Source organism: Pseudomonas sp. Pso3 (genome assembly GCF_055393275.1).
Genome location: NZ_AP043687.1, coordinates 3757483 through 3779474 on the forward strand (window position 1 = coordinate 3757483; position 21992 = coordinate 3779474).

The 21992-nt window shown below is 69.5% G+C and carries 19 protein-coding genes; 13 read left to right on the forward strand and 6 right to left on the reverse strand.

The features are described 5' to 3' along the window. The first annotated feature begins 2 nt into the window (after positions 1–2). From ACZ5R1_RS17695 to ACZ5R1_RS17725, 7 genes are all read left to right on the forward strand, one after another. Positions 3–3785, forward strand: coding sequence for a cellulose biosynthesis protein BcsC (locus ACZ5R1_RS17695; protein WP_042136297.1), 3783 nt, complete (start codon positions 3–5; stop codon positions 3783–3785). A 14-nt stretch (positions 3786–3799) separates the two neighbouring features. Next, entirely contained in the window at positions 3800–4465 is a 666-nt protein-coding gene (locus tag ACZ5R1_RS17700; RefSeq protein ID WP_027597207.1) for an SGNH/GDSL hydrolase family protein, read from the forward strand. After that, positions 4462–5112, forward strand: coding sequence for an alginate O-acetyltransferase AlgF (locus ACZ5R1_RS17705; protein ID WP_042136299.1), 651 nt, complete (start codon positions 4462–4464; stop codon positions 5110–5112). The genes ACZ5R1_RS17700 and ACZ5R1_RS17705 overlap by 4 nt, the downstream gene beginning before the upstream one ends. Positions 5113–5125: 13 nt before the next feature. Then, positions 5126–6541, forward strand: a complete 1416-nt coding sequence (locus ACZ5R1_RS17710) for an MBOAT family O-acyltransferase (protein WP_027597209.1) — start codon at positions 5126–5128, stop codon at positions 6539–6541. A 10-nt stretch (positions 6542–6551) separates the two neighbouring features. Continuing rightward, the gene (locus ACZ5R1_RS17715; RefSeq protein WP_115945847.1) at positions 6552–7697 is read left to right on the forward strand and encodes an alginate O-acetyltransferase AlgX-related protein; all 1146 of its coding nucleotides are present in this window, start codon (positions 6552–6554) and stop codon (positions 7695–7697) included. Between the two features lie 62 nt (positions 7698–7759). Beyond that, positions 7760–9088 carry a bifunctional DedA family/phosphatase PAP2 family protein gene (locus tag ACZ5R1_RS17720; protein WP_027597211.1) on the forward strand — a complete coding sequence of 443 codons (1329 nt, stop codon included), beginning with the start codon at positions 7760–7762 and terminating at the stop codon, positions 9086–9088. Positions 9089–9185: 97 nt separating this feature from the next. After that, positions 9186–11753 (forward strand): ATP-binding protein, encoded by a 2568-nt coding sequence (locus ACZ5R1_RS17725; protein ID WP_115945846.1) that lies wholly within the window; start codon positions 9186–9188, stop codon positions 11751–11753. 40 nt (positions 11754–11793) lie between these two features. Here the strand turns inward: ACZ5R1_RS17725 and bfr are convergent, their stop codons facing one another. The 6 genes from bfr to ACZ5R1_RS17755 all read right to left on the reverse strand — a co-directional run bounded on the left by bfr (position 11794) and on the right by ACZ5R1_RS17755 (position 16834). Beyond that, positions 11794–12291: a bacterioferritin gene (bfr, locus tag ACZ5R1_RS17730; protein ID WP_007159675.1), complete on the reverse strand. Its 498-nt coding sequence runs from the start codon at positions 12289–12291 to the stop codon at positions 11794–11796. A 120-nt stretch (positions 12292–12411) separates the two neighbouring features. After that, positions 12412–13302 (reverse strand): PA4780 family RIO1-like protein kinase, encoded by an 891-nt coding sequence (locus tag ACZ5R1_RS17735; protein ID WP_027597213.1) that lies wholly within the window; start codon positions 13300–13302, stop codon positions 12412–12414. Between the two features lie 150 nt (positions 13303–13452). After that, complete coding sequence (locus tag ACZ5R1_RS17740) at positions 13453–14385, reverse strand: 5-oxoprolinase subunit C family protein (RefSeq protein ID WP_027597214.1); 933 nt, start codon at positions 14383–14385, stop codon at positions 13453–13455. Continuing rightward, positions 14382–15059: a 5-oxoprolinase subunit PxpB gene (gene pxpB / locus ACZ5R1_RS17745; protein ID WP_115945845.1), complete on the reverse strand. Its 678-nt coding sequence runs from the start codon at positions 15057–15059 to the stop codon at positions 14382–14384. Before pxpB ends, ACZ5R1_RS17740 begins: the two co-directional genes overlap by 4 nt. Further along, the gene (locus tag ACZ5R1_RS17750; protein WP_027597216.1) at positions 15056–15802 is read right to left on the reverse strand and encodes a 5-oxoprolinase subunit PxpA; all 747 of its coding nucleotides are present in this window, start codon (positions 15800–15802) and stop codon (positions 15056–15058) included. The genes pxpB and ACZ5R1_RS17750 overlap by 4 nt, the downstream gene beginning before the upstream one ends. 105 nt (positions 15803–15907) lie before the next feature. After that, complete coding sequence (locus ACZ5R1_RS17755; RefSeq protein WP_464712625.1) at positions 15908–16834, reverse strand: LysR family transcriptional regulator; 927 nt, start codon at positions 16832–16834, stop codon at positions 15908–15910. A 272-nt stretch (positions 16835–17106) separates the two neighbouring features. Here ACZ5R1_RS17755 and ACZ5R1_RS17760 point away from each other — a divergent pair, with 272 nt between their 5' ends. From ACZ5R1_RS17760 to ACZ5R1_RS17785, 6 genes are all read left to right on the forward strand, one after another. Next, positions 17107–17814, forward strand: coding sequence for a DUF969 domain-containing protein (locus ACZ5R1_RS17760; RefSeq protein ID WP_115945844.1), 708 nt, complete (start codon positions 17107–17109; stop codon positions 17812–17814). Continuing rightward, a complete protein-coding gene (locus ACZ5R1_RS17765) occupies positions 17811–18761 on the forward strand; it encodes a DUF979 domain-containing protein (protein WP_027597219.1) in 951 nt (316 codons plus the stop codon). Before ACZ5R1_RS17760 ends, ACZ5R1_RS17765 begins: the two co-directional genes overlap by 4 nt. A gap of 8 nt (positions 18762–18769) precedes the next feature. Further along, positions 18770–19408, forward strand: a complete 639-nt coding sequence (gene pcp, locus ACZ5R1_RS17770; RefSeq protein ID WP_027602465.1) for a pyroglutamyl-peptidase I — start codon at positions 18770–18772, stop codon at positions 19406–19408. A gap of 79 nt (positions 19409–19487) precedes the next feature. Beyond that, positions 19488–20840, forward strand: coding sequence for an MATE family efflux transporter (locus tag ACZ5R1_RS17775; RefSeq protein WP_115945843.1), 1353 nt, complete (start codon positions 19488–19490; stop codon positions 20838–20840). A 64-nt stretch (positions 20841–20904) separates the two neighbouring features. Further along, positions 20905–21042, forward strand: a complete 138-nt coding sequence (locus ACZ5R1_RS17780; protein ID WP_007159685.1) for a hypothetical protein — start codon at positions 20905–20907, stop codon at positions 21040–21042. A 120-nt stretch (positions 21043–21162) separates the two neighbouring features. After that, the gene (locus ACZ5R1_RS17785; RefSeq protein WP_037007189.1) at positions 21163–21708 is read left to right on the forward strand and encodes a hypothetical protein; all 546 of its coding nucleotides are present in this window, start codon (positions 21163–21165) and stop codon (positions 21706–21708) included. The last annotated feature ends 284 nt before the right edge of the window (positions 21709–21992 follow it).

Below are 21992 nucleotides of genomic sequence, written 5' to 3' on the forward strand. Positions count from 1 at the left end.
CCATGACCCGTGCACCGCTGCTGGCTACCCTGCTGACCGGTCTGCTGCTGCCGCCGCTGGCCCAGGCGGCCGGTACCCCCGAAGCGCTGCTCCTCGAGCAGGGTCACTTCTGGCAGGCGCGCAAGAATGCGCCCCGCGCCCAGGAGACCTGGAACAAGTTGCTCGAACTGGATGCGCAGCAGCCCGAGGCGCTGTACGGCCTGGGACTGATCGAGGTGCAGGCCAACCGGCTGCCGGCCGCCCAGGCCTATCTGCGCCGCCTGCAGGCGCTCAAGCCCGTGCCCCAGCAGGCCCTGCAGCTGGAGCAGGACATCGCCCTGGCCAGTGGCGACAATCCGCAGCGCCTGGTGGATGCCCGCCAGCTGGTCAGCGAAGAAAAGCCGGTGCAGGCGTTGGCGCTCTATCGTCAGCTGTTTGGTGGCCGCCTGCCCCAGGGTGATCTGGCGCGGGAGTACTACGACATCCTCGCCTACACCCCCAATGGCTGGCAGGAAGCCGGTCCGGGCATCGAGCGTCTGCGCAAGCTGCAGCCCAGCGATCCGGCGCTGATGCTGATCCAGGCCAAGCACCTGGCGCGCTTTCCGGCCAGTCGCAGCCGCGGCATCCAGGCCCTGGCGGAGCTGAGCACGCGCAAGGACATCGGTGGCGAAGCCGCCGAATACTGGCGCCAGGCCCTGGTCTGGAGCGGTCCGCCCGGTCCGGCCGAGGCACCGCTGTTCGAGGCCTATCTGCGCCAGCACCCGGATGACGCCGAGTTGCGCGCCCAGCTGGAAAAGGGCCGCGCCCTGAGTCGCAGCGGCGGTCTGGATCCGCAACTGGCCCGCGGTATCGAAGCCTTGCGCCGCAATGAGCTGGGCGCTGCCGAAAGCGCCTTCCAGGCGCGCCTCAAGATGGCGCCGGAGGATGCCAACGCCCTGGGCGGCCTGGGCATCGTCCGTCAGCGCCAGGAACGTTTCGACGAAGCCGAAGCGCTGCTGAACCGCGCCACCCGTCAGCCGGGCGGGGCGCGCTGGCAGGCGCCGCTGGCCGAGGTACGCTACTGGGCGCTGCTCGCCCAGGCCCGCAAGGCCCAACAGGCCAACGACTTCAGCACCGCCCGTGCCCGCGTGGAACAGGCGTTGCGGCTGGACGCCAAGCGCCCGGAAGCACCGCTGGCCCTGGCCGGACTGCAGGCCCAGACCGGTCAGCTGGACGCCGCCGAGGCCGCTTATCGACGGATCCTGCAGCAGGATCCGCGCAATCTCGAAGCCCGTCGGGGCCTGATCGATCTGCTCGCCGAGAGCGAGCGTCCGGCCGAGGCCCTGCGCCTGCTCGACACCCTGACCCCGGCCGAACGCGCCAGGCTCGGCAACTTGGATCGGCTCAAGGCCACCCAGGCCCTGCAGGAAGCCAAGCTGGCCGAGGGCCGTGGCGATCTCCAGGGGGCCCGTCGCGCCCTGGAAGACGCCCGACGCGCCGATCCGGACGATGTCTGGACACTGCTGGCCCTGGCCCGCCTGCAGCTGCGCCAGGGTCAGGAGGCGGCCGCCCGCCAGACCCTGGACAGCGGTCTGGCCAAGGACCCCCAGCGCCCGGAAGCGCTCTATGTCCGCGCCCTGTTCGCCCTGGAGCAGCGTGATCCCGCCGCGGCGCGCGCGCTGCTAGGGCGCATCCCGCCGGCCCAGCGCACGCCGGCCATGACAGGGCTGGCCGCCGATCTCGACTTCGATGCCCGGGTAAGCGCCGCCCGTGACCTGGCCCGCCGCGGCCAGCAGCAGGCCGCGCGGCGCCAGCTGGCGGCCCTGGAGCCACAAGCCGGCGAGCGCCCCGCCGCCCTGGGTGGCCTGGCGGCGGCCTATGCCGAGGCCGGTGACCCGGAACGCGGGCTGCGCCTGCTGCGCGATGTCCTGGCCCGCGAACGCACGCCCGATCCCGCCCTGCGCCTGCAATACGGCGAGGTGCTGCTGCGCAGTGGCGCCGACGACGAGGTCAATGCCCTGCTGCACGATCTGCAGGGACAGCGCCTGACCGCCGCGCAGCGCCAGGGTTATGACGACCTGCTCTATCGCTACCGGGTGCGTCAGGCCGACCAGCTGCGCGAGCGCGGCGATCTGGTCACCGCCTACGACACCCTGTCACCGGCCCTGGCCCAGCGTCCGGACGATGACCTGGCCAACGCCGCCCTGGCGCGGCTGTACCTGGCCAATGGCGAGGCCGACAAGGCGCTGCGCCTCTATGAACCCCTGCTGCGCCGCGCCCCCGACAACCCCCGGCTGCAACTGGGTGCGGCCGATGCCGCCGTGCGTGCCCGGGACAACGCCTATGCCGAGCGCGCCCTCGAACGCGCCGTCACCCTAGGCGCCGACGACGTCGGGGTGTTGACCGAGGCCGCGCGCCTCTATCGCGCCCTGGGTCGCGACGGTCGGGCCACTGAGCTGCTGCGCCAGGTGGTGGCGGTGGAGCGCCGCGACGCCGAGACCGCGCGGCCCCTGGCCAGCGCCCCGGCCAATCCCTTCGGCCCGCGCCGCGGCAGCGCCACCCTGGCCAGCCAGGCCATTCCGCCGACCGCCGACCAGTTGCTGGCGGCGGCCAAGGCCGCCCCGCTGGCGGATGCGCCAGTCGCTCCGCAGGACAGCGCCGCCGAGCGCGCCCTCGACGACCTGCTGCAGACCCGCAGCGCGCGGATCACCCAGGGCCTGACGGTGCGCAGCAACGACAACGAACGCGGCCTCGGCAAGCTCACCGACGTGGAAGCGCCGCTGGAGATCGACTTCCCGCTGGGCGATGTGCGCTTGGCCGTGCGGGTGACCCCGGTCAGCCTGACTGCCGGCAGTGTCGGCAGCGACGCCCGCAGTCGCTTCGGTGGCGGCCCGGCCGCTACCCAGGCCGCGCCGGACGCCGCGCCGGGCAGCCAGAGCGACAGCGGCGTGGGCCTGGCGGTGGCCTACAGCGATCCCCAGCTCGGCCTCAAGGCCGACGCCGGCACCACGCCCCAGGGCTTTCTCTATGCCACCCCGGTGGGCGGGGTGAGCCTGGAGCGACCGCTGACCGACCACAGCCGCTACAGCCTCTCGGCCTCGCGCCGGGCGGTGATCGACAGCCTGACCTCCTTTGCCGGCAGCGAAGACGCCCGCACCGGCCAGCAGTGGGGGGGCGTCACCGCCAATGGCGTGCGCGGCCAGCTCGGCTACGACGACAGCCAGTTCGGTGCCTATGCCTATGCCTCCTGGTATCGGCTGCTGGGCAACCATGTCGCCGACAACAGCCGCACCGAGCTGGGCACCGGGCTGTACCGCTATCTGATCAACAGCGAAGACAGTCGCCTGACCCTGGGCCTGTCCCTCACCGGCATCGCCTACGACAACAACCAGGCCTTCTTCACCTACGGCCATGGCGGCTACTTCAGTCCGCAGCGCTTCTATGCCCTGGGCGTGCCCCTGACCTGGTCGCAGCGCACCGATCGCTGGACCTGGCAGTTGCGCGGCGCAGTGGGCCTGCAACGCATCGAGCAGGACGGCGCCGACTTCTACCCGACCGACGCCCGCCTGCAGGCCGCGGCGAGCCAGGCGCTCGGCGCCCCGGCGGTTTATGGCGGGCAAAGCAAGACCAGTCTCGGCTACAGCCTCTACGGCGCCACCGAATACCAGCTCGGTCGCCAGCTGTTCGTCGGCGGCAACCTCGGCGTCGACAACGGTCGCGATTTCCAACAGCTCAATGGCGGCGTCTATCTGCGCTATGCGCTGGAACCCCAGGACCGTGCACTCGCCCTGCCGGTCAGTCCCTATCGTTCCCCCTACGACAACTGATTCACGGAGCTCCCATGGCAGCCAGCCTCCTCACCGGCCTCACCATTCTCATGATCGGCGACAGCCATCTGGCCACCCCCGACTACCTGATCGGCACCCTGCAGGACAGCCTGGTGCAGCAGGGCGCCAAGGTGCACACCCTGGGTATCTGCGGGACCAACGCCGGCGACTGGCTAAAGGTCACCCCCGGCACCTGCGGTGGCGCCGAGCGGCGCAACGGCGACAAGGCCGTGGTGCTCGGCGGCAAGGCGGCGACCCAGCCGATCAACGAGCTCATCGCCGCCGACAAGCCCGATCTGGTGCTGATCGTCATGGGCGACACCATGGCCAGCTACACCAATCCCAGCTTTCCCAAGACCTGGGTCTGGCAACAGACCACCAGCCTGACCAAGGCCATCGCCGCCACCAAGACCCACTGCGCCTGGGTCGGTCCGACCTGGGGCACCGAGGGCGGCAAGTACGGCAAGACCTTCGAGCGGGTCAAGCTGATGTCCGGCTTCCTCGCCAGCAACGTCGCGCCCTGCAGCTACATCGACTCCCTGAGCTTCGCCAAGCCCGGCCAGTGGGCCACCATCGACGGCCAGCACCTGACCGGTCCGGGCTACAAGTCCTGGAGTTCGGCCATCGTCGACGCCCTGAACAAGCTGCCTGCCGACAAGCTCAAGGGAGCCGCCCAGTGAAGGCCCTGCTGCTGCTCGGTCTGCTGGTGGGCGGGGTCGCCCAGGCCGAGGTGTCCCTCTACCCCACCGGCCCCAGCGAAGACTCGGCCTTCCTCCGCTTCGTCAACGCCGGCAGCCAGCCCCTGGCGCTGCAGGCCTCCGGCTCCGCCGCGCGGCTGCAGCTGGAGGCCGCCAAGCCGGTCTCCGACTACCTGACCGTGCCGGCGACCAAGGCGATCAAGGGCGAACTGGTCCAGGGCGCGGCCAAGGCTCCGCTGGAACTGACCGTGGCCGCCGGTGAATTCGCCACCCTGGTCGTCCTGCCCGGCACCCCGCTGGTCCAGCGCCTGGTACGCGAGCAACCCGACGACTTCAATGCGCTCAAGGCCTCGCTGGCCTTCTACAGCCTGGATCCGCAGTGCGCGACCCCGGGCCTGCAGGCGGCCGGGCGCAATGCCGAGATCTTCAAGGACGTGGCCGACGGCACCCTGCAGCGCCGCAGTCTCAACGCCGTGGCGCTCAAGGTGCAGCTGACCTGCGCCGGCCAGGCCATGGGCGCAGCGCTGGACCTGGGCGAACTCAAGGCCGGCGAGCGCTACAGCGTGCTGCTACTGCCTGGCGCCAGCGGTCCGCGGCTGCTCGCCACCCAGGACGCTATCGCCCACTAAGGACAGCCGCTCGATGGTCTTCGCCTCGCTGGAATTCCTCACCCTCTTCCTGCCGCTGTTCCTGCTGGTCTACGCCCTGGCGCGGCCCGGCGGGCGCAACGGGGTGCTGCTGGTGGGCAGCTGGCTGTTCTATGGCTGGCTGAGTCCGCTGTTCCTGCTGTTGCACATGGCCCTGGCCTTGCTGGCCTGGGTCGGCGGGTTGCTGGTGGATCGCGCGCGCGAAGGCTCGAGGACCCGGCTGCAACTGCTCGCCGGGCTGATCGTGATCAACCTGGCGGTGCTCTGCTGGTACAAGTACGCCAACATCGTCGCTGCCACCTGGAGCCAGGTGCTGGTGACCGCCGGCGCCCTGCCGCTGGACTGGCAGAAGGTGGCCTTGCCGGCCGGGCTATCCTTCATCGTGCTGCAGGCCATCTCCTACCTGGTGGACGTCCATCGCCACGTGGTGCCGGTGGAGCGCAGCTTCGTCAACTACGCCACCTACATCTCCATGTTCGGCCATTCCATCGCCGGCCCGATCATCCGCTACGACTGGGTGCGCCGCGAACTCAACCAGCGCTGGTTCAATCGCGAGAACTTCGCCCTCGGCGCGCGCCGCTTCATGATCGGCCTGTGCATGAAGGTGCTGGTGGCCGACACCCTGTCGCCGCTGGTGGACGTGGCCTTCCACCTCGACCAGCCCTCCTTCGTCGACGCCTGGATCGGTTGCCTGGCCTATTCGCTGCAACTGTTCTTCGACTTCGCCGGCTACAGCGCCATGGCCATCGGCCTGGGCCTGATGCTGGGCTTCCACTTTCCGGAAAACTTCAACCGGCCCTATCTCGCCCGCAGCATCCAGGATTTCTGGCGGCGCTGGCACCTGTCGCTGTCCAGCTGGCTGCGCGACTACCTCTACATCTCCCTGGGCGGCAATCGCGGCGGTCGCTGGCGCACCTATCGCAACCTCTTCCTGACCATGGCCATCGCCGGTCTCTGGCACGGTGGCGACAGCTGGAACTACCTGCTCTGGGGCATGCTGCACGGCCTGGCGCTGTGCCTGGACCGGCTCTGGGACGAACTCGGCGGCCGGCCGCTGCCGCGGCCCCTGGCCCATGGCCTGACGCTGCTGTTCGTGGCCCTGGCCTGGACGCTGTTCCGCGCGCCGGACTTCGCCACGGCGCTGTCGCTGTACGCCGGCCAGTTCGGTCTGCACGGCTTCGCCCTGGGCGATGCCCTGGCCGTGACCCTGAGGCCCGTGCACGGCCTGGCCGCCGCCCTGGGCGTGGCCTGCATCCTGGCCCCGTTGTGGCAGGCGCGCATCGAGGCGCGCCTGCCCGACAGCGCCCTGCTGCGCGTCCTCGGCGCCGCCTGGCCGGTGGCCGGCTTCCTGCTCTGCTTCGCGCTGATCGCCAGTCGCGAAGCCGTGCCCTTCCTCTACTTCCAGTTCTGAGGCCGCCGTCATGAGCGCTCCCGCCCTGCCGCCCTCACCCGCACCGCAACCGCCCAGCGCCAGCAGCGTGCGGCTGGCCCCGCTCGCCGGAGGGGTCTTCGCCCTGTTCCTGGCGATCGGCCTGCTGTCCTGCGCCTGGGCGCTGCTCACCGATCGCCTTTCGCTCTGGCCGGAAAGGGTGGATCGCCATGCCCTGCTCGAAGGCGAGATCACCCACCACATCGCCAAGGAACTGGCCAAGGCGCCGTTGCCGGAAGCGGCCGCCCGCCTGGAACGCGGCGCCAGCTGGCTGCTGCTGGGCGACAGCGGACCCCGGGTGCGCCAGGGCTGCCCCGGCTGGCTGTTTCTCGCCGAAGAACTCGAGGTCTCGCGCCAGGCCGCCGCCAATGCCCGGGCCCGCGCCCAGACGGTGATCGAACTGCGCCAGCAACTGGCCGCCCGGCACATCCAGTTGCTGGTCGCCGTGGTGCCGGACAAGAGTCGCATCGCCACCGACCAGCTGTGCGGACTGCGACGCCCGGCCGCCTTCGCCAATCGGGTCGCCGACTGGACGCGGATGCTGAGTGCCGCGCGGGTACCGGTGCTCGACCTGACCACGGCGCTCACGCCCCTGGGCAGCGCCGCTTTCCTGCGCACCGATACCCACTGGAACGAGGCCGGTGCCGAGGCCGCGGCCCGCGCCCTGGCGCTGCGCCTCCAGGCGCTGCCCTTCCAGGCCAGCCCGGCACGGGCCTTCACTCGCACGCTGCTGGCGCCGGCACCGCGACCCGGTGACCTGGTGCGCCTGGCCGGCCTGGACTGGCTGCCGCCGCGCCTGCAGCCGACCCCCGAGGTGCTGCGCCTGACCCAGGTCGACAGCCGCGCCGCGGCCGGCGCCAGCGATGACCTGTTCGGCGATGGGGACCTGCCCAACGTCGCGCTCATCGGCACCTCCTTCTCGCGCAATTCCAATTTCCTGCCCTTCCTGGAACAGGCCCTGGGCGCCAGCGTCGGGCGTTTCGCCAAGGACGGCGGGCATTTCGCCGGTGCGGCACGGGACTATTTCGCCAGTCCTGCCTTCCGACAAACCCCGCCACAGTTATTGGTCTGGGAAATTCCCGAGCGCGATTTACAATCCCCCAGCCCCGAGGCATTGCGTCTCGATCCGCGTCCTTGAGGCAACCAAGGCTTTCCCCATGGGTCTGAGGACGCAACCCCCAGCCCCCAGGAAGCCTTTCGATGACGGAACTGCTAGACGGCCTGACCCAGTGGATCAACCAGCACCACCAGTGGCTGGGCGTGGCCATCTTCATCATCTCCTTTCTCGAGTGCCTGGCCCTGGCCGGGCTGGTGGTACCCGGCACGGTGATCCTGTTCGCCGTGGCCGTCGCCGCCGGCAATGGCGCGCTCAATCTCTTCGATACCCTGCTGCTGGGCTTTCTGGGCGGCATCCTTGGCGATGCGGTGTCCTATTTCATCGGTCGGCGCTTCCATGAAGGCATCCGCCGCCTGCCCGGCTTGCGCACCCATCCGGAATGGATCGGCTCGGCCGAGGGCTTCATCCACAGATACGGCGTGGCCAGTCTGCTGGTGGGTCGCTTCATCGGTCCGCTGCGCCCGCTGCTGCCGCTGATCGCCGGCATGCTGGACATGCCCCTGGTCAAATTCGTCAGCGTCAGCCTGGTGGCCGCCGCCGGCTGGTCCATCGCCTACCTCGGCCCGGGCTGGGTGACTGGCGCGGCCTTCCGCCTACCCTTGCCGGAAGGCTTCTGGCAGCAGGCCGGCATCATCCTCGGCGGCATCGCGGTGCTGGTGGCGGTCATCGCCCATGGTGCCTGGCGCGAGCGCGCCGGCACCACGCTGATCAGCGGCGCCCTCTGCCTGGCCGGGCTGCTGGCCCTGCTGTTCGGCTGGCACCACCTGCGCGCCTTCGACGAAGGCCTGATGGCGCTGGTGCAGGAGCATCGCGAGGGCTGGCTCAACCTGGTTGCCGTGGTCATCACCCGCATGGGCGATTTCCGTACCCAGCTGATCCTGGCCGCCGTGCTGATCCTGGTGCTGGCCGCCTTCCGCCAGTGGCGCCCGCTGCTGTTCGCCCTGGGCACCACCCTGGGGACCGCTCTGGCCAACGGCCAGTTGAAGAATCTGCTGGCCCGCGCGCGCCCCGATGTGCTCGCCGAACCCCTGACCACCTACAGCCTGCCCAGCGGCCACAGCTCGGCCTCCTTCGCCTTCTTCCTGACCCTGGGCATCCTCGTCGGCCGCCGCTATGGTCCGCGCGGGCGCCTCGCCTGGCTGGTGATCGCTGCCCTGCCGGCGGTGCTCATCGCCCTCAGCCGCGTCTACCTGGGCGTGCACTGGCCCACCGACATCCTGGCCGGCGCCTTGCTCGCCGGCGGTTTCTGCGGCCTGAGCCTGGCGCTGTTGCAGAAGACCGGCGGCAATCGCCTGGAGCCGATCCCGCCGCGGACCTGGTGGGTGCTGCTGCCCCTGGTCGTACTGGTGCTGGCCTTCGCCGCCGGCTGGGCCCTGCCCGAAGCCATCGAGCGCTATGCGCCCCGGCTGTAAGGCCGCGGCCGAAAAAATCCGCGCCTGGTCCTGCAGTTCCGGTTCGATTGTGGTCTGAACGGCTGGAACTACGGCGGTGGGTGGGGAGACACGATAGATGGCAGCGCAGCTTGCCGACTGGAACGAACTGGACTTTCTCGCCGGCGGTGGCGAGATGGGCGCCCGGCTGCGCAGTCACGACTGGTCGGAATCTCCACTGGGCCCGCCCTCTCAGTGGCCGCAATCTCTCAGGTCCGCACTGAGCATCTGCCTGAATTCCAGCTTTCCCACCGCCATCTACTGGGGCCCCGACCTGCTGCTGCTCTATAACGATGCCTGGGCGCCGATTCCCGCCGAGCGGCATCCCTGGGCCCTGGGTCGCCCGGCGCAGGAGGTCTGGCAGGACATCTGGCCGGTGGTGGGGCCGCAGTTCGGGCAGGTCCTGAGCAGCGGCCAGGGCTTTTCGGTGTTCGACCAGCTGCTGCCGATGCTGCGCCAGGGGGTGGTCACCGAGACCTACTGGAACTACAGCTTCACCCCGATCCGTGGCGAAGGCGGCGAGATCGCCGGGATCTTCAACCAGGGCCACGAGACCACCCAGCGCATCCTCGACGAGCGCCGTCGGGCCGCGGATGCCGCCCGCCAGCGGCGGATGTTCGAGCAGGCGCCCGGCTTCGTCGCCATCGTGCGCGGCCCGGATCACGTCTTCGACTTCGTCAACGTCGCCTACAGCCGCCTGTTCGATGGCCGGCCCCGCGAAGGCCTGACGGTGCGCGAGGTCTTTCCCGAATTGCACAATCAGGGCTACTTCGAGTGGCTCGAACAGGTCTATCGCAGCGGTCGCCGCTTCGTTGCCGAGCACCAGCCCCTGCGCCTGGAAACCGCGGGCGAACCGGTCCGCACCCTGTACCTGGATTTCATCTACGAACCCCTGACCGACGAAACCGGCCAGGTGATCGGCATCTTCTGCCAGGGGCAGGACGTCACCGAAGCCCATCTGGCGCGCGCCGCGCTGGAGGCCAGCGAACGACGCTTCCGCACCGCCCTGGAAATCGAGACGGTGGGCGCCCTCTGCTTCGATGTCGAGGGGCGGCTGATCGATGCCAATGACGCCTTCCTGCGCATGAGCGGCCATGACCGCGAGGACCTGGCCGCCGGGCGCATCGCCTGGCCCGCACCGCTACTGCCCCATGCCGACGCTCAGGTGCCGCCCGAGGAGCGCAGCTATCGGTGCCGCGACGGCTCGACCGGCTGGGCGCTGGTGGCCGCCAAGCGCCTGCCCGATGGCAGCGCCTTCGAATTCCTGGTCGACATCAGCGACCGCAAGCAGGCCGAGGCCGAGTTGCGCGAGGAAACCCGCACCCTCGAAGCCCTCAAGCGCATCGACACGGAGTTGGCCAGCCAGCTGGATCTCGCGCACCTGGTGCAGACCGTGACCGATGCCGGGGTGGAGTTGACGGGCGCGGAATTCGGCGCCTACTTTCATCAACGCCATGAAGAAGGTGGCGGACGCCTGCAGCGCTTCACCCTGTCCGGCGTCGAGCGGGACCTTTTCGAGCAGATCGGAGAATCCGCCGCCACTGCCCTGTTCGTCACCACCCTGGGCAGCGCGGGCGTGGTCCGCAGCGATGACTTGGCGAACGATCTCCAGTTCGACCACGCCCTGGCGCCGCAAGGCTGCCACGCGGGCCGGCTGCCGGTGCGCAGCTATCTGGCCGTCGCGGTGGTGGCCCGCAGCGGCACGGTGCTGGGCGGGCTGGGCTTCGGCCATCCCGAACCGGGGCGCTTCAACGCCCGCCACGAACGTCTGATGGTTGCCCTGGCCGCTCGCGCGGCCATCGCCATCGAGCAGGCCCAGCTGTTCCAGGCGGTGCGGACCGCCAATGAGACCCTCGAACAGCGGGTCATCGAGCGCACCGCCGAGCTGACCCAGGCGCAGCAGGCGCTGCACCAGGCGCAGAAGATGGAAGCCATCGGCCAGTTGACCGGCGGCATCGCCCACGACTTCAACAACCTGCTGGCCGGCATCATCGGCAGCCTGGAGCTGATCGAGCGCCGCCTGCAGCAGCACCGGACCGACCAGCTCGACCGGCTGCTCGGTGGCGCCCAGGCCTATGCTGCGCGCGCGGCCTCCCTGACCCAGCGGCTGCTGGCCTTTTCCCGGCGGCAGACGCTGGAACCCAAACCCACTGATGTGAACGAGCTGATGCTGGCCATGGAAGAGCTGATCCGCCGCAGCGTCGGCCCGGCGATCGAGGTGCAGGCCGAGCCTACTGAGCCGCTCTGGTCGACGGTGATCGATGCCGTGCAACTGGAAAGCGCCCTGCTCAACCTGGCGATCAACGCCCGGGACGCCATGCCTCAGGGCGGCCAGCTGCGGCTGTCCACGGCCAATCTGCCGGAGGATGCGCCGGAGCGACCGGAGGACCTGCCAGCAGGCGATTACGTGAGAGTCAAGGTGAGCGACACCGGGACCGGCATCGCGCCGGAGATCCTGGAGCGGATCTTCGATCCCTTCTTTACCACCAAGCCGCCGGGTCAGGGCACCGGACTGGGCCTGTCGATGGTGCACGGCTTCGTGCACCAGTCGGGTGGCCAGATCCAGGTCGACACTACGCCGGGCGTGGGCACCTGCATCTCGCTCTATCTGCCACGGGCACCGGAGGACGACGCCCGCACGTCCTGAGCGGCGCCCGGCGGCGCCCGGCGGCGCCGCTCGGTCGACCTCAGAGGCCGGCGCCATGGGGCGTGGTACCGCCCTTCATCTGCGATTGCAGGTAGTTCTGCAGACCGATCTTGTCGATCAGGCCCAGCTGCTGCTCCAGCCAGTAGGCGTGGTCCTCCTCGGTGTCTTCCAGCTGCACCACCAGGATCTCGCGGGTCACGAAATCCTTGTGCTGGTTGCACAGGGCCACGCCCTGGGCCAGGGCTTCGCGTACCTCGTACTCCAGCGCCAGGTCCGCGCGCAGCATCTCCGGTACGGTCTGGCCGACGGTGATGGCGTTGGGACGCATGTCCGGCGTGCCCTCGAGGAAGAGGATGCGGCGCAGCAGGGCATCGGCGTGCTGGGTTTCCTCTTCCATCTCGTGGCCGATCCGCTCGTACAGGCGCATCAGGCCCCAGTCCTCGTACATCCGAGAGTGGATGAAGTACTGGTCGCGCGCCGCCAGCTCGCCGCGCAGCAGCTGGTTGAGGTAGTTGATGACGTCCGGATGGCCTTGCATGAAAAGAGTCCTGTGCTGTTCAGTGCCCAGTTTAGCGCGCTGGCGCCCGGAGGACGCCGTTCATCGCCCGACCACTGGGGCCGTTCGTCTCATCGCAGCGCTAATCGTTCTACTTAACGATCAGCTTAGCCAGGGCGGCGGCGGTTCTTCGCGCACGCTGGGCTCGTCCTGCTCGCGCCGTGCGGCCTGGCGACGCTCCTCGTCGCGCCGGGCGGCCTCGATCTCGCGCATCACCGCATGGACGTCGGCCTGGCCTTCGCGTTCGACGAATTCGCCGGTCAGGCGGGTATTGGCGAACAGCTCGCCCTTCTCGAACAGCGCCCACATCTCCGGCGCATAGCGGGTCTTGCGCAATTCCGGGGCGAAGCGACCGAAATACAGCGCCATGTTCTCCACGTCCCGCGCCAGCAGGCGGAAGGCGTGGTTGTTGCCGGCGGCGTCCACCGCCTGGGGCAGGTCGATGATCACCGGGCCGTCCTCGGCCAGCAGCACGTTGAATTCGGAGAGGTCGCCGTGGACCAGGCCAGCGCAGAGCATGCGCACGATCTGGCCGATCATCAGCTCGTGGTAGCGCAGCGCTTCCTCGGCGGTGAGGGTCACGTCGTTGAGCCGCGGCGCGGCCTCGCCATTGCCGTCGGTGACCAGGTCCATCAGCAGCACGCCGTCGAGGAAGTCGTGGGGCTTGGGCACCCGCACCCCAGCATCGGCCAGGCGATAGAGCGCCGTCACCTCGGCGTTCTGCCAGTTGTCCTCGCGCTCGCGGCGACCGAACTTGGAGCCCTTGGCCATGGCGCGGTTTTCCCGACTGCCACGCACCTTGCGCCCTTCCTGATACTCGGCGGCCTGGCGGAAGCTGCGCTTGTCGGCCTCCTTGTAGACCTTGGCGCAACGTACCTGGCTGCCGCAGCGCACCACGTAGACCGCCGCTTCCTTGCCACTCATCAGGGGCCGTATCACCTCATCGACCAAGCCGTCCTCGATCAGCGGCTCGATGCGTTTGGGAGTTTTCATCGCCGGTTCCAGCTCCTTCTTGTCGGTCGTCTCAGGGGGACGTGTGAGGCAAGTTTCAAGCCAGACGCCGAGAAAGGGAAGTCGGCGTCGCCCCTGAGCGTGCGACTCATCGAAGCGGACAAGATTCCTCAGCCGTGACCGGTTGCATCGTCAGCCGCCGAAGAAGGCCAGGAACCGCCGCCACTCGGCCTGGGCCTCGGCCAGCTCCACCGGGGCGAAGCGCACCTCGTGATGGGCCGGGCACTGGGCCAGGCGCGCCAGGTCCAGCGGGTGGATGAAGCCCAGCAGCGGATAGCCGCCCATGGTCTGGCGATCGGCCATGAGCACGATGGGCTGGCCATCGGGCGGCACCTGGATGGCACCGGTCACCACGCCCAGCGACCACTGGCGACGCGGGGGCGCCAGGGGCACCTCGCCGGCCAGGCGGATGCCCATGCGATCGGACTGCGGGCTGATGCGCCAGGACTGCATGCAGAGCGCCTGCTGCTGCGCCGGGCCGAAGGCCTCGGCGTCGCCACCGAGGATCACCCGCAGGGTCGGCACCTCGCGATAGTCCGGCACGAAACGCGCGGCCGGGCCGCAGCCGTGGGCATGCAGCGCGCTCACCGCCGCGCAGCCCAGCCGCTGGCCGGCCGCGAGCGGCGCGCCCTGGCCTTCCAGCCCGCCCAGGCCTTCGCGCCGGTTGCTGGCCACGCTCCCCAGGGTCGCCGGCGCCTGAAAGCCGCCACCGGCGGCGGCCAGGTAGGCGCGCTGCCCGGACTGGGCGAAGCCCAGGCGCAAGCGCGCGCCAGCTCTTACCGGAAAACACGACCAGGCCGGCAGGGGCTCGCCATCCAGGCGGGCGTCCAGCGGCGCACCGGTCAGCGCCAGCCAGGTATTGGTCTCGATCTCGAATTCGGCGCCGCCCAGGGCGATCTCCAGCAGCGGCGCCGCGACCGGATTGCCCACCAGGCGATTGGCCCAGCGCGCGGCATGGCCGTCCATGGGCCCCGAGGGCGCCACCCCCAGGTGTTGCCAGCCCTGGCGCCCCAGATCCTGCAGCAGGGTCAGGGGACCGGGTTTGATGACCTGCAGTCCGCTCATGGCTGACCTCCCTGGGCGCGAAAGGCCGCTTCGTCGACGGGTACGAAGCGCACCCGATCACCGGGTGCCAGCAGGCACGGCGGCTCGGCCCGGGCATCGAAGACCGTCCACAGGCAGCGACCGATGAGATTCCAGCCGCCCGGCGACGCCTGGGGATAGACGGCGGTCTGGCGCTCGGCGATGGCCAGGCTGCCGGCGGGTACGTGGGTCCGCGGCGTGCTGCGCCGGGGCAGCGCCAGGCGTTCGTCCAGTTCGCCGAGAAAGGCGAAGCCCGGCATGAAGCCGATGGCGCCCACCTGATAGTCACGACCGCTGTGCAGAGTGATGACCTCGCCCTCGCTCAGGCCACAGCGCTCGGCCACCTCGGCCAGATCGGGGCCGGCATAGAGCGTCGGCACCTGGTGCAGGCGCCCGCCCTCGCCCGCCGGCGCGGCGCCCGGCCAGTCGGCCAGCAGGGGGTCGAGGCCGGCCTGCAACTCGGCCAGGGTCAGTTGCAGGGGATCGTAGTGCACCAGCAGGCTGGTCCAGCCCGCCACCAGATCGGTCACCGCCGGGCCGAAGCGCCGGCGAATCCGTTCGCCCAGGCGGGCGATGCGCGGGGGTAGCTCGGCATCGGGATGCTCGGCCAGTTCGAGCAGCAGCGCCGCGACGCCTAAGGGTTTGCCGACGATCATAGGGCGTCCAGGGCGGCGCGCAGCCGCCGCAGCACCGCCAGGGATTCGGCGTTGTCGCCATGCACGCAGAGGCTGTCGGCCTGCAGCCGCATGGGTTGGCCATCGAAACCGGGAAAGTCTTCGCCACGGGCGATGGCGACGGCCTGGGCGAGGATGCGTTCGGGATCGTGATGGACGGCGCCGACCTGGCCACGCGGAGCCAGGGAACCGTCGGCCAGATAGGCGCGATCGGCGAAGGCTTCCAGCAGCAGCGGTACCCCGGCGGCTTCGGCCAGCCGGCGCTCGCGGTCGTTGTCGGCCTTGGCCAGCACCATCAGCGGCAGTCCCTGGCGATAGCGGGCGCAGGCGGAAAGCGCGGCGCTCAGCAGGGCATCGTCCTTGACTAGGGCGTTGTAGAGGGCGCCATGGGGCTTCACGTACTCGACGCGCACGCCTGCGGCGCGGCAGAAGGCGTCGAGGGCGCCGATCTGGTAGAGGATCATGGCTTCCACCTCGGCCGGGGTGCAGGCCATGGGCCGCCGACCGAAGCCCACCAGATCGGGATAGGCCGGATGGGCGCCGATCTGCACGCCGTTGGCCACCGCCAGGGTCACGGCGCGCTGCATGGTCAGGGGATCGGCGGCATGGAAGCCGCAGGCCAGATTGGCCTGGTCGACCAGGGGAATGGCATGGGCGTCGTCACCCATGGACCAGGCACCATAGCTTTCACCGGAATCGCAATTGAGCAGCAGGCGAGCGGGCATGACAGGATCCTCTGAGAAGGTAGCTCGAGTGTCGGAAAGCCGGAGCGCCGCTGTCCAACAAAAGATTCCGGGCGCTGGCGATAAGAAGCTGTTGAAACATCGGGGCTAGACCAGCACCGGCAAGGCGCGCTCCGGGCCCAGGCGCGTGCACCAGTCGGCCACCACCGTCTGGCTCAGGGCCACCACCGCCTCGCTCAGCGCCAGGCCGGCGCCGCCGTGCCAGCTGGCCTGGACATCGAAGGGCGGCGGGCCGGCCAGCGGCAGGGGCAGGGGCATGAGACTGCCACGGGCCAATTCCTCGATCACCAGGGCCGGCGGCAGGGCGCCGATGCCGAAGCCCTCGCCCATCAGCTTGATGATGGCCGCCACCGAGTTGATGCAGCAGACCCGCGGTTCGGCGATGCCTTCGCGCTGGAGCAGGCCGAGGATGTCCTGGTGCGGACGGGAATGGCGGGAAAAGGTGATCAGCCGTTCGCCCGCCAGTTCGGCGAGATTGGCGTAGGGCCGCGCCAGGTGGCTGTCGCTGGCCACCAGCCAGCGCACCGGGTAGCTGGCCAGGTGCAGATTGCGGATGCCCTCGGCGCGCAGGAGATCGGTCTGGAAGATCAGGTCGAGCTGCCCCCGCGCCAGCTGCTCGGCCAGATTCAGCGCCGTGTCCGCGGTCAATTCCAGCTCGATGGCCGGATAGGTCTGGGTGACCGCGGCGATCAGCTGGTCCAGCCAGCTGTGGATCACCGTATCCATCACCCCGATGCGCAGGCGGCCCTCCAGGGTCTGGCCATGGCCCAGGGCCTCGTGCAGCTCGCGCTGGGTGGCCAGCATCCGTTCGGCGTAGCCCAGTACCCGATGGCCCTCGGCGGTCAGGCTCACGCCGCGGGAGTCGCGCAGGAACAGTTGCACGCCCAGTTCGCTCTCCAGCACGGCGATGCGACTGGAAATGGCCGCCTGGGTGGTGGACAGCTTTTCCGCCGTCAGGCGGAAACTGCCCAGGCGGGCGACCCAGACGAAGGTATCGAGAAAGCGCAGATTCATGGGGACCTCGACAAGGCTACCCCGCCACTTTACCCCCACCGGCGAGCTTGTCTGCCCCGCTTTTCCCTATCGGCGGCGAACAGTTTTATTTGCTGGACGCCAGCTCCGCCGGCGGCGAAAGATGCCAGCCGGCGTTATGCCAAGTGACGTCTGACAACAATAACGAGCGGTGCCGCGGGCACTGCCTGGATCAGCCGAAGCCGCCCGCGGCTTCCTACCGTCCGCCGCACCGTCTGCCCGGAGCGCGGTGGACCCGCTGGAGACATCCACCTATGCAAACCACCGTCAACCTCTGGCCGCTGCTGGGCGTGCTGGTCATCGTGGTCGGCTTCGTGCTGAGGTTCAATCCGCTGCTGGTCGTCGCCCTGGCCGCCGTGGCCACCGGGATCGCCGCCCAGTTCAGCCCCGAGGCGCTGCTCGCCGCCATCGGCACCGGCTTCATCAAGGCGCGTGCCCTGCCGCTGATCATCCTGCTGCCGCTGGCGGTGATCGGCCTGCTCGAACGCCACGGCCTGCGCCTGCATGCGCAGAACTGGATCGCCCGCTTTCGCAACGCCACCGTCGGCCGCCTGCTGATCTTCTACCTCTTCGTCCGCGAGACCACCGCGGCCCTGGGGCTGACCAGCCTCGGCGGCCATCCGCAGATGGTCCGCCCGCTGCTGGCGCCCATGGCCGAAGGCACCGCCGAAAAACTCCATGGCCGTCTGCCCGAGACCCTGCGCCAGCGGCTGCTGGCCTTTTGCGCCGCCACCGACAATGTCGGCCTGTTCTTTGGCGAGGACATCTTCGTCGCCTTTGGTGCCATCGCCCTGATGCACACCTTCCTGCTCGGCGCCGGACTCGATGTCGAACCCCTGCACATCGCCCTCTGGGGCATTCCCACGGCGCTCTGCGCCTTCTTCATCCACGCCCTGCGCCTGCACCGCTTCGATCGCCAGCTCTATCGCGAGCTGACCGCGAACCGGGAGGTGCGGCCATGATCCTGTCGATCCAGTACCTGTTCTGGCTGGCCGGCGCCATCCTGGCGCTGACCGCGGTCATGACCCTGGCCGATCGTCAGCACCCCAAGCGCTGGACCAGCGGTCTGTTCTGGGGCCTGTTCAGCCTGGTTTTCCTGATCGGCGATCGCCTGCCACCCGCCTGGGTGGGCGCCGGGGTGCTGCTGATGGCGGTGCTGGCCGGCTGCGGTGCGGTGGGCAGCGGTCATCACGCCAGTCGTCCCGAACGCGAGACCCGTGCCAGCGCCGGCCGCCTGGGCAATCGCCTGTTCATTCCGGCGCTGGCCATTCCCGTGGTGACGGTGATCGGCAGCGTCTTGCTCAAGGATGTACAGATCGCCGGTCTGCCGCTGCTCGACCCGAAGAACGTCACCTTCGTCTCCCTCGGCCTGGGCGCCCTGGTGGCCCTGGCGCTGGCCTGCTGGCTGACCCGCGACACCCCGATCCAGGCGATGCGCGAATCGCGGCGCCTGACCGATGCCCTGGGCTGGTCGCTGGTCCTGCCCCAGGCCCTGGCCATGCTCGGCCTGGTCTTTACCGACGCCGGCGTCGGCAAGGCGGTGGCGCACCTGGCCACCGCCTACGTGGCCCTCGACCTGCGCCTGGTGGCGGTGGTGGTCTATGTGGTGGGCATGGCCGCCTTCACCGTCATCATGGGCAACGGCTTCGCCGCCTTCCCGGTGATGACCGGCGGCATCGGCGTGCCGGTGCTGGTGGGCGTCTACCACGCCGATCCGGCGGTGATGGCCGCCATCGGCATGTTCTCCGGCTACTGCGGCACCCTGATGACGCCCATGGCGGCCAACTTCAACATCGTGCCGGCGGCCCTGCTGGAGCTGGACGACAAGAATGCCGTGATCAAGGCCCAGGTCCCCACCGCCCTGGCGGTGCTGGCCTGCAACGTGGTGCTGCTCTATCTGCTGATGTGAGGTATCCCATGACCCTGTTGCTCACCGGTTTCGCGCCCTTTGGCGGCGAGACCCTCAACCCCTCCTGGGAAGCCGTGCGCCGGCTGGATGGCGAGTGCCTCGGCGATCTGCCGGTGGTCGCGGCGCAGCTGCCGACCGAATTCGGCACCGCGCTCCGGGTGCTGGATGAGCTGCTCGAGCGCCATCGCCCGACCCTGGTGGTGGCGGTCGGCCAGGCCGGCGGGCGGGCCGAGCTGTCGCTGGAGCGCATCGCCATCAACGTCGACGACGCCCGCATCCCCGACAACGCCGGACGCCAGCCCATCGACGAGCCGGTGGTGGCTGGTGGCCCGGCGGCCTATTTCAGCACCCTGCCGATCAAGGCCATGACCCGGGTCCTGCGCGACGCCGGCATTCCCGCGGCGGTGTCCCAGACCGCCGGTACCTTCGTCTGCAACCACGTCTTCTACGGCCTGCAGCATCGCCTGCAGGGCAGCGGGGTACGCGGCGGCTTCATCCATATTCCCTACCTGCCGGCCCAGGCCGCCGCTCAGCCCGGCGCGCCGTCCATGGCCCTGGAGACCCTAATCGCCGGTCTGCGCCTGGCGCTGACCTGCGCGGCAACCACCCGGGCGGACCTGCGCGAAGGCGGCGGTCAACTGGACTGACCCCCGCAGGCGCTGCGGCGGAGGACCACCCGGGCCGGCTGGCCTACAATGCCCCCTCCGCCGCCGCTGCGATTAGCCCATGTCCACCCTGCTTGCCGACTGGCGTCACCCCCTGTTGCACCGCCGCGTCTGGGCCCTGGCCGCGCCGATGATCCTGTCCAATCTCAGCGTGCCGCTGGTGACCCTGGTCGACAGCGCCATCGCCGGTCATCTGCCCGAAGCCCGTCAACTCGCCGCGGTGGCCATGGGCGGCGCCTTCTACACCGCCCTGCTGGGCATCCTCGGCTTCCTGCGCATGGGCACCACCGGCTTCGCCGCCCAGGCCAGCGGCCGCCGCGACGGCGCCGCCCTGCGCCAGATCCTCCTGCAGGCCGGCCTGCTCGGGCTGGGTCTGTCGCTGCTCCTGCTGCTGGCCGCCAGCCTGGCGCTGGAACCGCTGCTTGCCTGGCTCGGCCTGGATCCCGCCTTCGCCGACCTGGCCGCGCGCTTTCTGCACCTGCGCCTGCTCGGCCTGCCCGCGGCGCTGCTCAGCTACGCGGTGATCGGCTGGCTGCTCGGTACCCAGGATGCGCGCACGCCGCTGGTGCTGCTGCTCACCACCAATGCCCTGAACCTGCTGCTGGTGACCGGCTTCGTGCTCGGCCTCGGCGCCGGGGTGCAGGGCATCGCCCTGGCCTCGGTGCTGGCGGAATGGAGCGGCATGCTGCTCGGCCTCTGGCTGGTGCTGCGCCGCCTGCGGCTGTGGCCCGGCCGGATCGATCGCCCGGCGCTGCGCCGCCTCGCCAGCTGGCAGCCGCTGCTGGCGGTCAATCGCGACATCTTCATCCGCTCCCTGGCGCTGCAGGCGGTGTTCCTGCTGTTCGCCGCCCAGGGCGCCCAGCTGGGCGAGACCACGGTGGCGGTCAACGCCCTGCTGCTCAATGGCCTGCTGGTCACCGCCTTCGCCCTCGACGGCCTCGCCCATGCGGTGGAGGCCCTGGCCGGCCATGCCCTGGGCGCGCGCGAGGGCGCCACCCTGCGCCGGGTGCTGGTGATCGCCGGCGGCTGGTCACTGCTGGCCAGCCTCGGCTTCGCCCTGGCCTTCGCCCTCGGCGGCGATCTGTTCGTCGCCCTGCAGAGCGACATCGCCGCGGTACGCGAGGCGGCTCACGCCTACCTGCCCTATCTGGCCGTGCTGCCGCTGATCGCCATGGTCAGCTACCTGCTGGATGGCCTCTTCATCGGCGCCACCCGCGCCCGGGAGATGCGCAACTCGATGCTGCTGGCCCTGTTGCTGGCGCTGCCGCTCGGCTGGCTGCTGCGCGGCCTCGGCAACCACGGCCTGTGGCTGGCCTTTCTCGCCTTCATGGCGCTGCGCGGCCTGATCTCCGCCCTGCTCGCCTGGCGCCTGGCCCACCGCGAAGGCTGGCTCAGCGAGGACGGCAGCGCCTGACGTTGCGGAACCGCCGGGTCGGCGCTCCCCTCAAAGTCGGACATCCCCTGCCAAGAGCGCTGCCATGAGCGAAGACACCCGCGATCAGGAACCCCTGGACACCCCCGCCGACGGCGACGACGTCCCCGAGCACCAGAAGCCGGAAAATCTGGAAAAGCTCAAGGATTACGGCAAGGACCAGATTCCGCCCGGCATCGCCTGACGCCAACCCTGAACCTCTCGACAAAAGCCGTCGACAGCGGTGGCAAAGCCCCGGCGGAGCTCTTAGCATCCGTCGGGTTGAGTGGGCCCAAGGGCCTTCGTGAAGGGAATCCGGATCACCATGACCGTCAGGTCCTACCTGTCGCCTCTGCGCGCGCCCCTGGTGGCGCTACTGGCGCTTGTCCCGGCGCTGGCCCAGGCCGTCGACGGCTACGCCGGGATCGCCTTCGGCACCGAGCAGAAAGCCTTTCTGGCGAAAAAACTCTGCACCTTCCAGCCGCGCAAGATCGACGTCGTCGGCGTCGAGTATTTCGAGTGCACTGATTTGACCTTCGCCGGTGAAAAGGTCGAGGCCGGCGCCTTCTTCATCGATGGCCGCTTCCTGCGCCTGTCCATCGTCACGCCCCTGGCGCAGTCCTTCCTGATCGCCGAAGGCCTCACCCAGAAATACGGCAAGCCCTCTTCCCAGTCGTCGGCCGCCGCCTTCGAGCGCCTGACACAGGACGACGACGCCCAGGCCTATCTGGCCTTCGACCACGACACCGTCGTCTACAAGTTCAGCGCCCAGGCAGCACGCAAGAAGCAGGTCCTGCTGATCTATACCTCGCCGCGCTACGAGCCCCTGCTCAAGGAGAAGCAGCTGCAGTTCGTCAAAGATTCTCTCTAAACATCCAGTTACAGCTCGTCGGACAATTGGGCCTTTGGCCATCAAAGTGTTGCCCCGTTCACGTATGGCCGGAAACAAGCCATGAACAATGGCAGATAGCCACGGTCAGAACGCGGGCAAGGAGCCCCTTCCTGTAACCGGCTACTTACGGACGTCGTTCCTTCGGGAGTCCTACCATGACCGAACCTGTCGCAACGCGCGCCCTGGCGCCGCAGCGTTCCCGCTTTCGTTTGCCCCAGTGCTTTGGCTTCAGCTGCACAGGTTCTCTTTTGAAAAGGATCATT

What these genes read in the sequence shown, in the direction of transcription:
- ACZ5R1_RS17695 (WP_042136297.1), top strand. Translation starts at nt 3, where the DNA reads ATGACCCGTGCACCGCTGCTGGCTACCCTGCTGACCGGTCTGCTGCTG.
- ACZ5R1_RS17700 (WP_027597207.1), top strand. Translation starts at nt 3,800, where the DNA reads ATGGCAGCCAGCCTCCTCACCGGCCTCACCATTCTCATGATCGGCGAC.
- ACZ5R1_RS17710 (WP_027597209.1), top strand. Translation starts at nt 5,126, where the DNA reads ATGGTCTTCGCCTCGCTGGAATTCCTCACCCTCTTCCTGCCGCTGTTC.
- ACZ5R1_RS17715 (WP_115945847.1), top strand. Translation starts at nt 6,552, where the DNA reads ATGAGCGCTCCCGCCCTGCCGCCCTCACCCGCACCGCAACCGCCCAGC.
- ACZ5R1_RS17720 (WP_027597211.1), top strand. Translation starts at nt 7,760, where the DNA reads ATGACGGAACTGCTAGACGGCCTGACCCAGTGGATCAACCAGCACCAC.
- ACZ5R1_RS17725 (WP_115945846.1), top strand. Translation starts at nt 9,186, where the DNA reads ATGGCAGCGCAGCTTGCCGACTGGAACGAACTGGACTTTCTCGCCGGC.
- bfr (WP_007159675.1), bottom strand. Translation starts at nt 12,291, where the DNA reads ATGCAAGGCCATCCGGACGTCATCAACTACCTCAACCAGCTGCTGCGC.
- ACZ5R1_RS17735 (WP_027597213.1), bottom strand. Translation starts at nt 13,302, where the DNA reads ATGAAAACTCCCAAACGCATCGAGCCGCTGATCGAGGACGGCTTGGTC.
- ACZ5R1_RS17740 (WP_027597214.1), bottom strand. Translation starts at nt 14,385, where the DNA reads ATGAGCGGACTGCAGGTCATCAAACCCGGTCCCCTGACCCTGCTGCAG.
- pxpB (WP_115945845.1), bottom strand. Translation starts at nt 15,059, where the DNA reads ATGATCGTCGGCAAACCCTTAGGCGTCGCGGCGCTGCTGCTCGAACTG.
- ACZ5R1_RS17750 (WP_027597216.1), bottom strand. Translation starts at nt 15,802, where the DNA reads ATGCCCGCTCGCCTGCTGCTCAATTGCGATTCCGGTGAAAGCTATGGT.
- ACZ5R1_RS17755 (WP_464712625.1), bottom strand. Translation starts at nt 16,834, where the DNA reads ATGAATCTGCGCTTTCTCGATACCTTCGTCTGGGTCGCCCGCCTGGGC.
- ACZ5R1_RS17760 (WP_115945844.1), top strand. Translation starts at nt 17,107, where the DNA reads ATGCAAACCACCGTCAACCTCTGGCCGCTGCTGGGCGTGCTGGTCATC.
- ACZ5R1_RS17765 (WP_027597219.1), top strand. Translation starts at nt 17,811, where the DNA reads ATGATCCTGTCGATCCAGTACCTGTTCTGGCTGGCCGGCGCCATCCTG.
- pcp (WP_027602465.1), top strand. Translation starts at nt 18,770, where the DNA reads ATGACCCTGTTGCTCACCGGTTTCGCGCCCTTTGGCGGCGAGACCCTC.
- ACZ5R1_RS17775 (WP_115945843.1), top strand. Translation starts at nt 19,488, where the DNA reads ATGTCCACCCTGCTTGCCGACTGGCGTCACCCCCTGTTGCACCGCCGC.
- ACZ5R1_RS17780 (WP_007159685.1), top strand. Translation starts at nt 20,905, where the DNA reads ATGAGCGAAGACACCCGCGATCAGGAACCCCTGGACACCCCCGCCGAC.
- ACZ5R1_RS17785 (WP_037007189.1), top strand. Translation starts at nt 21,163, where the DNA reads ATGACCGTCAGGTCCTACCTGTCGCCTCTGCGCGCGCCCCTGGTGGCG.